The organism is Methylobacter psychrophilus (assembly GCF_025583945.1).
In the GTDB taxonomy this organism is placed as follows: domain Bacteria; phylum Pseudomonadota; class Gammaproteobacteria; order Methylococcales; family Methylomonadaceae; genus Methylobacter_C; species Methylobacter_C psychrophilus.
Map to the genome: position 1 here is coordinate 12,701 of NZ_JAOEGU010000016.1, position 12,109 is coordinate 24,809.

At 45.3% G+C, this 12,109-nt stretch carries 11 protein-coding genes; 3 read left to right on the forward strand and 8 right to left on the reverse strand.

Annotated elements, in window-relative coordinates; all coding sequences use genetic code 11:
* Nucleotides 1–185: 185 nt before the first annotated feature.
* Genes N7974_RS09700 through N7974_RS09710 form a run of 3 tightly spaced genes read left to right on the forward strand, consistent with a single transcriptional unit; the run spans nucleotide 186 to nucleotide 4,691 of the window.
* Entirely contained in the window at nucleotides 186–3,044 is a 2,859-nt protein-coding gene (locus N7974_RS09700; protein WP_262965420.1) for a condensation domain-containing protein, read from the forward strand.
* Entirely contained in the window at nucleotides 3,028–3,498 is a 471-nt protein-coding gene (locus N7974_RS09705; protein ID WP_262965421.1) for a hypothetical protein, read from the forward strand. Before N7974_RS09700 ends, N7974_RS09705 begins: the two co-directional genes overlap by 17 nt.
* On the forward strand, nucleotides 3,495–4,691 hold the full coding sequence (locus tag N7974_RS09710; RefSeq protein ID WP_262965422.1) for a phosphorylase family protein: 1,197 nt from the start codon (nucleotides 3,495–3,497) through the stop codon (nucleotides 4,689–4,691). Before N7974_RS09705 ends, N7974_RS09710 begins: the two co-directional genes overlap by 4 nt.
* Before the next feature lie 469 nt (nucleotides 4,692–5,160).
* Here N7974_RS09710 and N7974_RS09715 read toward each other — a convergent pair whose 3' ends face one another.
* From N7974_RS09715 to trbK, 8 genes are all read right to left on the reverse strand, one after another.
* Complete coding sequence (locus N7974_RS09715) at nucleotides 5,161–6,237, reverse strand: hypothetical protein (RefSeq protein WP_262965423.1); 1,077 nt, start codon at nucleotides 6,235–6,237, stop codon at nucleotides 5,161–5,163.
* 401 nt (nucleotides 6,238–6,638) lie between these two features.
* The gene (locus N7974_RS09720; protein WP_262965424.1) at nucleotides 6,639–6,860 is read right to left on the reverse strand and encodes a hypothetical protein; all 222 of its coding nucleotides are present in this window, start codon (nucleotides 6,858–6,860) and stop codon (nucleotides 6,639–6,641) included.
* A gap of 188 nt (nucleotides 6,861–7,048) precedes the next feature.
* Nucleotides 7,049–7,411 (reverse strand): hypothetical protein, encoded by a 363-nt coding sequence (locus N7974_RS09725; RefSeq protein WP_262965425.1) that lies wholly within the window; start codon nucleotides 7,409–7,411, stop codon nucleotides 7,049–7,051.
* A 322-nt stretch (nucleotides 7,412–7,733) separates the two neighbouring features.
* The gene (locus tag N7974_RS09730; RefSeq protein WP_262965426.1) at nucleotides 7,734–8,087 is read right to left on the reverse strand and encodes a KfrB domain-containing protein; all 354 of its coding nucleotides are present in this window, start codon (nucleotides 8,085–8,087) and stop codon (nucleotides 7,734–7,736) included.
* Nucleotides 8,084–9,157: a ParB/RepB/Spo0J family partition protein gene (locus N7974_RS09735; RefSeq protein ID WP_262965427.1), complete on the reverse strand. Its 1,074-nt coding sequence runs from the start codon at nucleotides 9,155–9,157 to the stop codon at nucleotides 8,084–8,086. The genes N7974_RS09730 and N7974_RS09735 overlap by 4 nt, the downstream gene beginning before the upstream one ends.
* Before the next feature lie 545 nt (nucleotides 9,158–9,702).
* Nucleotides 9,703–10,377: a lysozyme family protein gene (locus N7974_RS09740; RefSeq protein ID WP_262965428.1), complete on the reverse strand. Its 675-nt coding sequence runs from the start codon at nucleotides 10,375–10,377 to the stop codon at nucleotides 9,703–9,705.
* 22 nt (nucleotides 10,378–10,399) lie between these two features.
* Nucleotides 10,400–11,854, reverse strand: a complete 1,455-nt coding sequence (gene trbL, locus N7974_RS09745) for a P-type conjugative transfer protein TrbL (RefSeq protein ID WP_262965429.1) — start codon at nucleotides 11,852–11,854, stop codon at nucleotides 10,400–10,402.
* A gap of 10 nt (nucleotides 11,855–11,864) precedes the next feature.
* A complete protein-coding gene (gene trbK, locus N7974_RS09750; RefSeq protein WP_317451594.1) occupies nucleotides 11,865–12,104 on the reverse strand; it encodes an entry exclusion lipoprotein TrbK in 240 nt (79 codons plus the stop codon).
* Between the last annotated feature and the right edge of the window lie 5 nt (nucleotides 12,105–12,109).

Below are 12,109 nucleotides of genomic sequence, written 5' to 3' on the forward strand. Positions count from 1 at the left end.
ATCACGCTGAACTCATGTCAAGATTATGTTAATATCATTAGAATTTTAACTTAGATGCATTCGAGTCTGGGTAACCAGACCTCGGGGATATTACAGTAGCAGTGTTTCTTCAAACCGGAAGCCGCTTCAGCAGGATTCGTATTCCCGTGATATTAGATAAATCAGAAATTCTAGGAAAAATACTTATGCGCAGATCCGATGCCATGAAGCGGCTTGACAAGAAGTCTAGAAACAAGCTTCGAGCGATTCTCAGTAATGGTGAGACTAATGCGATCATCAGTCTTGCACAGCTACGTGCAAAGCTGGGTAAGGACCAATTAGACGCATTAGAAGTAATTCTCGATAGCTCCACGCTACTTAAAGCAACGCGGACGTCAACACCATTTCCGAAAAAACCTCCATTTATAGACACTCTCCAATCCCATCGCGTGGTCGGTCTTGAAGAACTTCTAAGCATCATCGAGAGCCGTGTAATTGAATTCAGGGAGAGACTCATCCGTGTCGCGAAGTCGCTCCATGAAATTGACGTAGCATACGCTGCAAGCGATATCGAATCCTGCCTACAGCTAATTTGCGCCTCTATTGCACTTGATGGCTGGAGCCACGCGATCCTTCGGCGAATTATCCTCATTAGGGCGAACCGCTCTGAAGGGAAAGAGGACGAGAAAATCGAGGAACTGGTCCGGCAGGCAGGTATCAAAGCGGTCGTGGTCTCCTCGCTCATCCACTTGTACTCTCTAGATCAAAACTACTTGACGATCAAGAGGTCGATACTGAATCTTGCGAATCGTGGGACGATTAACCGGTATAGCAGGACAATATCCCGACTGGCTGCTCAGCCCTTCGCGAGAGACAAAGAAGATCTCACTGCATTCCTTTCGGAAGTCGAAAAATGTTCACTCATCGATGCCATCATCTTGGCAAAGTTCAATTCTCACCTGTTCCGAATCAAGGACTACCCGGCTATTGGCGAGATTGCCTACCAACTGGGGCAAGCCAACCTATTTGAGCGCCTCGTTACCACCTACGATGCTAATGACTTGCACAGCGAATATACATTCTTCACGCAAAGCAGCGCGTGGCTGGAGTATGAACCTATTCGGCAATATCACATTCTCCTAGACAATTATTATGACACATCAACTGAAGATGTCGGCAACCTACCCGAAGGATTATCTAGTACGCTGTATGATTGGGTTGGCGAGGCGACACCAAGCAATCTTGTAGGGAAGACCCCATTCACCAAACACCGATATGCGTCCCTAGCCAAGCTTGAGTTGTCGGGCACGGCTACTCGATCGGCAATATTCAACTATTGGTTGTACCATTCCGACGGGCAGGTCGGTTTCGATAGGGACGATCTGTTCACTCTAATGGGTCTGACTCAGGATCTTTCCCGGACTGTTCCGATCAAGGCAGTGCGGACGGCCGCAAAATTGGCGAAGGATAGTTTGGTGAAATTGATCTTGCTTCTTCTGCTCGCCAAACGAAGCAAGAACGAACTTGACAGTTTTCAACTTAGAAAGCTTTTGGAAGACGTTACGATTAAGGAACACGAGGGGGTACTCGTTAAACTCGTCGAAGCCTATGAGTTCACGCACCCTTACGTCTCCGAGTATATCTACGAAATTGCTACGGAGGACTTCCTCGCAAAATTGAATAAGCTTGCGCCTCATCGGGCGGACATTCCGGAAGTGCGGGCCTCCCTCCATGAATGGATGGCTCGCTTCAAACAGGATGACCACTTCCTTGAGCGCGCCCGAGCAGTTCGAATCGATCATCAACTTAATCGAGTTCGAAATGAGATCGATGACCATCGTATTTATGTGGACCCATCGAGATTCTCATCGTGGATTGAGGACGAGATGATAATTGAATTGAACAGTGCACTAACATCCACAGGTACAGCAAAAAAAGGGGTTTCTATCAATTGCGACGAAACGATTCTTTCAATGGTAATGCAAAGTTGTTACAACGCTTTTTGCTCGAACCCAGTATTTGGGATCGCCTCCTATATTGGTCGGAGAATTCGACATGGCACCTTTCACGGCCATCTATACTCCAATGTTATCCACCAGATTGAAAAGGGTGACAAATTTCGACACCTATCCCGTTCACCACAGTTTTCGGTGAAATGGTGCGTTTGGAAGGATTCATACAATCGCTCGATTGAAGCGATTATACAAGACCGTTTGCATGTCAATTCTAAGGTGAAGCCACTTGGACTTCTTCAACCCGAGGTGTATGGATCTCAAAAGCTTGAGATACTGAGTGCGGCAGTAAACACTATAAGCACAACATTCGACGAGACTAAGTCTGTGGAGGGCATAGAGCTTGACATAATCGACTATTGTTGGAGACTTGCAGAATATGACCTGATTGCCGTAACTAGATACCTGAAAGCCCAGCAAGTGCCACTGAAAAACCTCCCGTTCTTAAACAGTGATTTGCTACCTTCTGTGGCACCTTCTGATGCTAGGATAGTGGAAGGTTTTCGACGGGAGCTGGAACATGCCATCGATCACAAGCTCGCTGCGATGTTTGGGTGGTTCAAGCGTCCGTCAATTGTAGCACCAACAGCATCCCTATCTTTGTTATTTGACGCTATAGTCGCTGAGATAAAGGACACTATCCCTGATTTCAACCCGCAGGAAGACGAGAACAGCAACGGCGAGGTCGAATTGGTTGGTGGTGCTTACCACATTGTCTACGACTCGCTGGCTGTCGTTGTTGCGAATGCGGCCAACCATGGCGACCGCAGTCGCACCGTTCGGAGAAACTTCGAAATCACATCAGGAAAGAGGAAGCAATTAATCGTGAATATATCCTCTTCTATTCGAGCAACAGATGACCCGGCTAAAGTATCCGCGATCATCGAGGAGCGAAAGATGGCAAAATTTGAGGATGCCGATTTTTATCAAGGAAAGAGCGGGATTTCGAAACTCATCCTGCTTGCTCATAACCGCCAAGACTTCTCCCTTGATCAGTACGAAGTCTTAAATAATGAAGTGCACGTGAGACTTACCTATGACCTTGAACATTAAGCATACCCAGTGCCTGATTGTCGAAGATGATCCATTCAAGATGGATAGCATTCGTGCTCATCTGAAATCTTTTTTTTCTGAGAAAATCGAAATTGAGGAATGCCACGCATTGGCAACGGCTTCGTTTGCGCTGACAATTTCAACCTTTGATTTGGCCATTATCGACATGTCAATCCACAGTCATGAGCCAGAGGCTGGGGCGGGTTCCCCATTTCCTCTATCTTCAGGAGGGCTAGATGTGTTGTTTGAAATTGAGTCTTCCGGCAGTAACACATCATGCATCATCCTTACGCAATACCCAGACATTCCGATAGAAGAGGTGCCAATTCCAGTGGAATTGGCACAGCAAGAAATACTCGAAAAGTTTGGCATTAAGATAGCCGGCTGCGTGAGATATGTGGAAGATGACAATCGATGGAAGGCCGAGGTCACGTCTATTCTGGAGAAACTATGAAGATATTGATACTTGAAGATGAGGACAACAAGAATAATGAGATCCAATCTGAAATCAATCAAATCATCCCCGACGCTGAGATTCAGCGTGAAAGGAATTGGTACGACTACATTCTTGCAATCTCAAACACGAAATTCGATTTAATCCTTCTTGATCTCGTTGTGCCCAGATCGGGAAAGGACGCCACAGTCGAGGATCATAGTGATCAGTTGGTTTCTGCAACTAGAGATTACGGAAGCAAATCGTTCCGCACCCCAGCAGTCGTGCTTACGCGCTACACCAAGGACTTAGGGGACTCTGTGTACGATTTAAACGCGGTCGACATTAATGTGATCTCCTTCAATGGCCATGGTGAGTGGAAGGAAGCATTGAAGCTGAAGCTATTGGCAGCGCAGCCCAAGCAGAAGTATGAGTTCGTCATTGTTTGCGCACTGGACAAGGAGATTAATGCTTTCGAGGGTTTGACCGATACTTGGGGACCAGTCAAGACCATTTCAGGACTCAGTTGCCGAGAGGTCCAAATATGCGCTTACAAGGGCGTAATTGTTCGGGCGCACCGCATGGGTCTCGTCGCGGCCGCGGTTGTTGCGACCATGGCGCTGGATCGCTTTGAGCCCCGTTTGATCTGCATGAGCGGGATTTGTGGTGGGATACCTGGCGAGTCTGAAATATATGACCTGCTGGTAACCCAGACTTGCCACCAGCACGATGCAGGAAAGTGGAGTAACGATGGCTTTAGGTCTGAACACTATGACGTTCAGGTTAGTATGGACGTCCACAATAAGCTGTTTGAGCTTTGTTCAGATGCTAGGTTGAAAGAGTTTATGTTAGAAGGTCTAAATGCTGGCAAGTCAGAGCTACCGGATGAGATGGAGCAGCTGACTTGTAACGTCAAGGCTGATGCACCGACTAGCAGTGGAAGCGCCGTCATGGCAGAAGATGGCCAGGCGTCTTCCCTAAGGTATGGACAAAGAAAACTAGCTGGCTTTGATATGGAGATTTACTCTGTTTATGAAGCTGCGAGGCTCGCGGCCAACAAGCCTGCTTTTTTTGCGGCTAAGACCGTCGTTGATGATGGAGGTAAGAACAAAGGTGACAAATTTCATCGAATTGGATGCTTGCTCTCTGCCAAATTTATCGTTAAGGCCATCCGGGCTGGAATTGCGGATGTTGGAATACAACTTCCGCAATAGAAAAAGCAAGGGGTCAGAAAAAGCAAGGGGTCAAGTCTTGCAATCACACATTTGGCCTAATATTACGCTCAACCGGGACGCAGTTATACCCCAGCTTTATTTTTCAGATTTCCGTGGCATCCGGTTAACTCTACCCTAAAAAATCGAACCATTTCACCGTCCGGTTTGGGTCGATTGAACTCAGTGACGAACGGCCGCTTTCAAGAATGGGATTTGATTGACCGCTTTCCGGTGATGAATCCGATGAGACGACGGTCGCGTCGCGACCCGAAGCGGGCATTAGCTTTAAAATTCCAATGATCGCTTTGGGTCGTATTGCGGCCATTTGATGTTGCTCAAAGGTTAACTTTTGCGACATAGATTATGTGTCGTTTCTGCATTTCAGTCACTACGCCCCCTTCCTTGAAAACACACGAATAATCTACCTTCGAAGATCATAACAAACTGCCGCAGAGCAACATAACAAAGCTTACAAATTGGCCTTGTCAACTGGAGCAAAACCACCAATCCGCGTGGCTCTCGTTGGTTCATATAGGCAACATTCACGATTATCGAAAGCCATTCTAACTACCAGCTTTTGTGAAACGGGCATATTAAATGCGGCCCGAATAGCGAGTGCGTTCTGCATGACAACATTCTGATATTGTTCAAGTTCTAAAAAAATCTTGTCACAGTTTAGCCGATCTTCCTGTGAATCACCGGACGCCATTGTTCCTCCAGCGAGTGGAAGATATACGGTTCCATCGGTAACTGTAACCGTGAAGTTAGCGTTGTAGTTGCGAAGGGAGCGACGTTTGACGGCCGAAATAGTTTCCGGGCGCAGACCATCATGTTTTGCACAGAGGATCAACTCCGGCCAATTGTCGTGCAAAATCTGAATAAGTTGCGTATTCACCCACAGATGCTCCGTATTATGGGGCAATGCCTGGATGATGAACACATCTGATTCTGCTATTACGCAGAACAATAGTTGATCGGTTCCTGCGGCGCGGAAGTGCAGATGCTGTATCCCCCAGGCGTTGAGCAAGGGGTCGTTTTTATCCGGGCGCTTCCTTTTGAGGATGTCACGGCTGAGATATGGCCTCAGATCACATCCAGCCTTGATGAGCGTAACAAGCTCCTTATAGTCCAGTCTATATTCAGATGACACCGAAAGATCCCGCGACTCATGAACCATCCTGGGCTTTATTGCTGGAATGCGTCGGTTATGCGCATTAAGAAAACGCATAGTGTTCTCTTCTGGCGTGCGGCTGCCCTCGTATTTGAGACCACAGGCAGGAAGACCAGTAGTTTGCAGGTATCCAACCCAATCATTCTTGAAATCCGCATCGATCTGGTCGGGGGAAGCGTTTGCATTGAACTCTTCGGCGGCAAGACCATCAACCATTGGGACGAAATTGTCTGAAAGACGAAAATATGGCCCCGCTTCTTGACTGCGAGCAGCCATCATTCCCATTATAGCCGCAGCTGCATAATGGTTCGCGTTGGAGTGAATCACGAGGGTGCGTTTGAAACCCTTCATTTCAGCTAGAAACTCTTCGCCCATTTTTGCTCTCTCCTCAAAGATACGTAGCTATGTGGTTACTACCCCAAACTGGCGTGACTGCGCCGCCAAACAAGGAATTATAAAGCACGTAGGATGCGGTAAACAGTGTGCACCGCATCGTTCGCGACTGGTGCGGTTCGGAAACTCTCCACACCCTACGGCTGCTTTGGGCAGGACATTTGTCATTGGTATTTTTGTATCGTCCGGCGGTTTATGGCCGATTGGGTGAGGTCGCCAACGACTGCTTTGTAGCACTCCAGTTCTCAGAATCTGGATTTGACTGACTGACCGCTTTGAGAAATGCGACAGGCAGGTTTGGGTCGCTGTCATTGGCAGTGATCAGCAAACGACTGATACCTGCCTTATCATTTACAATTTTATTGTCATATTAATTTTTACAATTAACGTTCAGCTAATGTTTGAACAATCGCACAACGGGCTTGGTTAGCAATAGGCACATCTTTAAGCCAACCGCCTTGTGATTCTACTTTAGACTGTAAAAAGGCTTCAATGTCTGCGTGACCTACCTTAATCATGGCTTCAATATAAAAACCCTCCAAGCTAATTTCGTAATCTTCACCACCTATGTGCAATTCAATGTCTACAACTTCATAATTTTTCATTTTTAGCTAACCTCTTTGTTTAAAAGTTGATCATTTTATATCAAGTGTTGTGGGCATAAACGACAGTCCCCAACAACTGATGTAAATGAAGTATATTAAGCAACATGTGTTCTTCCAAGCCATTGACTTATAACTATTGTCGCCGAACAGCGGACTATGATCCTCAGCTAACGGTCAACTATTGGGAATTAATCAGCAATATAAATACGATCACCCATCATCTTCCGCAAGAAAAATGTCATTTTGTTGAACTGCTTGTCAGGTAAATGAAAGGTCACCTCGAAGTCCAACTTCTGATCAACATGAATCGTCATGCGGGTTCTTCTCAAAGTTAAGGTGATAATTTCTGCGCCTCCGTCGTAATCATACCCGTCATACCATTCGATTGTCGCAGAACAGGAAAACTCGAAATTGCGACTGATTAGAATATACGGAGTACTGCGCTGGTCCTCGTCTTGATCCTCTGGCGCCGTGTCAAAAGTGACTTGAAGGATCTCACCTCCCAAAGCGTCAAAGCAATCAATTCTCGTAGCATCAAACGCGAGAGTCATCTGGTTCTCACTTTTATAGACTTTGATAAATTAGTTTATAGAGCTAATTGTGCACTTAATACGATCTCCAACGCTACGAAGTAAAACATTGATCTTTCCTTCTGCTCTCAATTTAAATAACGATTAACACCGCCTTGGCGTTCAAAATAAATCTTATACCCCCGTTCACCGTAGTAATAATCGTCAGGTTTTGGCTGATTGTGACTATTCGACAAACGGCAGTCAATATTAGATTCAATCCAAACTAATATTTGAAGCTGTCAGTTCAAGTTCAGAGGTTTACATATTAGCTTTTCATGAGTTCTATTTTAATTGGTTAAAATTAACTTGCTGAGCCCTTACTGAGCTTGACCGTTGTCGCTTCTACCATAGCGGCTTTGCCCTGCAGGTTATAGCTGATACCTTTCACCTGGCCGACTTCAGGAACCTTATTGAAGTCCAGACTCTCATGTTTAACAATGTTCTTACCAACTTGCTGATAGATAGTGCGCTTATCTGTATGCAAAATAACCCCGGCATACTCAGTTGTTTTGACGGCCTGACTCGACTTATACAGGTTATAAATTCCCGGCTTAATCCCATGAGCCTTATCCACCTTGGCAATTTGCCATTTCTCTTCGGCTTGCTCGCTCTCAACAATCCGCTGTCCGTTCATGACTATCATACGTTGCTTCATAGGCTACCCTCCAGAATCTCAGTCAGTTGAACGGATGATAACGCGGCCTTGAATTCCTCACCACCTTGTTCATACTTCAACCATGCCCAACCGCTGGCGGGTGGTCGACGCTCAAGCATTAGCCGAGCAAGGCGACCCTCATATTGAACGTGTACGATAGCTTTGGTCATTATGTTTGGACCAACAACGACTGCCTTCTCTGGCTGTTCAAGCTTTTTGTGATTTACCTTGTTATAGCCTTCGTTGTTCGAAAAGGTATGCGCGCCCTCCCCCGATCCAGTTGTTACAGTGACGCTTAACTCATCATCGTTTCGAATAGGCGTATGCATTTGTTCAACTTCAGACAAACCCACAATTGCAATAAAAACCTCTTCGTCATCCTCTACGCTGCTGTGCTTATCATCCAAAAATTCACGAAATAATTTTACCGCTCCCCGCGTGATCTCCTGTGTTTCATCGGCTAACCAGTCTGTAACTTCATGCGGGTTCTTCTTGTAGGCAGTGACCAATTCATTAACAACCGTTACATCCTTGGTGCGGCCCAAGTTAAAAGCTGTTGCAATTGGATCGGGAAGATCAAGTAACGTGACATGCTGCGTCACAAAGGCAGGCGACTTACTGATAGCCCTGGCAATAGCCCCTTTCTTCATCCCTTTAGCCAGTTTTCGACCAATATAATCGGCAATCTCGCGAGCGGTAAGACCATCGCGGTGCAGGTTTTCAATCACTTGATCATCATCGATGTAATTATTATCAATGAAACCAGGTATGGTTAATTTTTGGGCCATGAGCGAACCACGAAATCGTCTTGCACCGTGATTAATAATGTAGCGCCCGGATACTCCAGGATTTTCTCGAACCGATATCGGTGTTTTTACACCACGCAGATGAATAGATGCGGCTAACTCGGCGAGACTGTCATGTGCAAAGCCAGGATTGTCATTTGTTCTAGGTTGATAGGGATCTTCATCGATCAAACTCATATCCAATTCAAGCGGTGCGCCTTTGTTAACGACTACCGTTTGTGCTTCTAAATCAGGCCCTGCTGAAATAGGCTGCTGTCTTTTCATATCGTTTTAAGCTTCATTGTTTGTTTTTTATTTTCCAGACAGGTACTTTCATTTCTTATTTTCCGTTCTGCCTTCGTATTTTGCGGCCCATTATTTCACAATGTACGCTTGGTATTTCGGCAACACGACTGATACTCGCTATCCTCCTTTTACATTGATGTCATACGCCGACCATACCCGCTTCACGGCTTGAGAAATAGCACCTTTTGTAAAGCCAGTTGAGACTGGCTAATTCTATTTGTTGCCTACCTTCTACCAACACGCTCTTGGCTATTTCCACTGTATGAGAATTCAAGAGTAGTCCGCCAACTGTTTGCTCGAACGGAACCAACGTTAATTGTTTCACCATTAAAATGCCTTCTTATGAGCTCCGCAGCTTAATTGCCCATAGCACTGACGGCTACCAAATAGTGGTTAAAGTTTAGATAGACAAGTTGTAAGTGTCAATTATTAGCCGCTAAAATCAGTTACCATGGGGGTTTTAGAGATAACACGTGACCCACTCGATCTAATTGGTAAAAATTGAATGCTGTTTTACCGGTTTATTATTGATTCTCGGCTTTGGCGATGATCTGCCGGGGTTTATAGATGGTGTTTAATACTACATGTGTTGTCAATTTTGTCTTTTCTGGAATCTTGGTTTTCGCCACTTTTGGTACTGGTGTTGCGAGCATTATTATTGTGGCATTCATTTTTTCAACATCACCGGACAGTAAAGTATTCAACTGCTTCGCCCATTTATAGGCTTTGCTAATCAAATCAGCTCTGTACACTGCATTATAATAAGGCGTTCTTGAGTGATAGTTAGCGGCTCGTGTCCAAATGTCTCCGGTATCTTTCTGGAGGTGTCCATGTAATCGCCAGGCAGCCAGATCATAAGCATAGCAACCCGCCGCTGCTACATCATTCTCTGTGATGCCATATTGTGCAGTCAACCCTTTGAGGTATCGCGTGTTAAACTGCATAGCGCCAACATCATGAGTTCCGTTCGTATTACGTACCCATTGTCCAGGCTTACCAGCCTCTTTCTCTGCAACTGCCAGTACGATGTTAACCGGCACATCATAATGAATAGCGGCGGCTATTGAGCAAACAATTCTTTCTTGCATATAAGGCGATAAATAAGCAAACTTATCACTAACACCAGAAGTTGCCGAGGCGATTGCTTGAGATGAGCTCAATATGGCCAGGAGACCCATTAATATTTTTGCACTACTCATGGTGTCGCTCCTTTAGTTTTATCTATGCCTGGTTAGAACGGTTAGCAAATGCGTCAACTTCGGCGGCAAGATCAGTTTCTTCACCTGTCAGGCTATCACTTCCGAATGACGGAATATCATTTTCAATAGCGGTGGCGACTTGCCCACCTAAGGTTTGGTCAATTCGATTTTGAGCAGTATCTTTGACTGAGGTGTACTTATCTTTAGTCACTTGACCTAAGCCTTTGACTAGATTTACGCCTGTATCAACGGCAACTTTTGTCGCTGTGACAACTGCGCCTCGGCTTGCTGATCCTGATTGGCTATTTGATATTCCAGAGCTATTTCTACCCGAGGATAAATCCAACCCCATTGCTTTAGCAAGAGGACTGGGCTGTGAACTTGTTTGTGATGAGTGACTGCTATTGTAATCAGCTGGACCATTAAACATGCTTGCTCCACTGCCAGAGCTTGTAGATATATTATCCGCTGTTGCTTTTTGGTAAGCTGCCATAAGTGCTTGTGTACCTCCAGCCGCATTGGCAGCTGTAGCCATCAGAGAGGCACTCCCTGCGGCCATTACAGCACCCGCTACGCCAGCCGCAGCCATTGCAGAACCGGCACCGAATCCATGACCTAATGAATGTGTTCCTCCGCCCATCGCAAGATGCCCAATCATGGGAGGCACTTTATTAGTTAGCGCTAACAGGACAATGGCAACAACAAGCATTACACCCATTTCTTTCAAGTTCATAGAGGCACTCATACTGGTATAGAAGGCAGTAACGAATGTTTTACCAATACCTACCAGCAAGATCATCGTTAAAAGCTGTACTCCAATACTTAGCACAGTTTTGAAATACGTTATTGCCATATCTGATGTCCAACGTGATCCGCCAAAACCAAGAAAGAACACACCAGCGTAGGCCAGAATCCACCCGCTCACCAATAGCATTAGCATATTTACGCCAATCAATGCGACGATGACAAGGATGATAGTACTAATGAGAATTCCGACAGCACTATCAAATGGTGACCATATCGTTGTTTTATCGAGCATAGTAAAAAAGATACTAAATCCTATATCTACAATCCCGGATGGGGATAATACCGAATTATTACCTGATGCAGTTGCACCCATAGTTTTCATGGAATCAATAATACTCGTAGCCATTGTTGGCCCATTTATCAGTAACCAATTAAAAAATCCGGTAAAAACAATAAATCGTATAAATTCTCCGTAAAACTCACCTATATCTGCTTTACGCAGGAGAAGCATGCCGAATGTCCAAACCATTGAGATCGTGGCAAGTGTCCAGAATAAAAACGTAGCTCGCGCTGTGATTGTCGCTGCCCATGAACTTGCAGCTGCTTTATAAGTTGTTAGAACACTATCAAGTAAACCACTACTGTTAATAGCCGCATTTACTTCAACCGAATGGGCAGCGAACAATAAGATCAGCAGGATTGAGATACTTTTTGTAAAAGTTATTTTCATAACATGTTCCTCACCATGATTTTTTTGGACTAGCCACGAAGCTCCCTCGACGTATACACAAACCCGCAAATTCTTCCCTTACTTTTTTATCCGTGATCTTTACGATATTCTTGTCCATACAATTCTCATCATTAACCTCCGGAATCGCTATCGATGTTGCTGTGTTTGGTTCCTCCGTTGAGCAAGCGCTAATTAAAGTGATCAACATTGTGACCAATGCCAGAAATAAAATTCGTTTAGCCATTATCATTTTAT

Bases quoted from the DNA above. Each gene is read 5' to 3' on its own strand.
- N7974_RS09725 (WP_262965425.1), bottom strand. From the start codon at position 7,411: ATGACTCTCGCGTTTGATGCTACGAGAATTGATTGCTTTGACGCTTTG.
- N7974_RS09740 (WP_262965428.1), bottom strand. From the start codon at position 10,377: ATGAGTAGTGCAAAAATATTAATGGGTCTCCTGGCCATATTGAGCTCA.
- trbK (WP_317451594.1), bottom strand. From the start codon at position 12,104: ATGATAATGGCTAAACGAATTTTATTTCTGGCATTGGTCACAATGTTG.
- N7974_RS09710 (WP_262965422.1), top strand. From the start codon at position 3,495: ATGAAGATATTGATACTTGAAGATGAGGACAACAAGAATAATGAGATC.
- N7974_RS09705 (WP_262965421.1), top strand. From the start codon at position 3,028: ATGACCTTGAACATTAAGCATACCCAGTGCCTGATTGTCGAAGATGAT.
- N7974_RS09730 (WP_262965426.1), bottom strand. From the start codon at position 8,087: ATGAAGCAACGTATGATAGTCATGAACGGACAGCGGATTGTTGAGAGC.
- trbL (WP_262965429.1), bottom strand. From the start codon at position 11,854: ATGAAAATAACTTTTACAAAAAGTATCTCAATCCTGCTGATCTTATTG.
- N7974_RS09700 (WP_262965420.1), top strand. From the start codon at position 186: ATGCGCAGATCCGATGCCATGAAGCGGCTTGACAAGAAGTCTAGAAAC.
- N7974_RS09720 (WP_262965424.1), bottom strand. From the start codon at position 6,860: ATGAAAAATTATGAAGTTGTAGACATTGAATTGCACATAGGTGGTGAA.
- N7974_RS09735 (WP_262965427.1), bottom strand. From the start codon at position 9,157: ATGAAAAGACAGCAGCCTATTTCAGCAGGGCCTGATTTAGAAGCACAA.
- N7974_RS09715 (WP_262965423.1), bottom strand. From the start codon at position 6,237: ATGGGCGAAGAGTTTCTAGCTGAAATGAAGGGTTTCAAACGCACCCTC.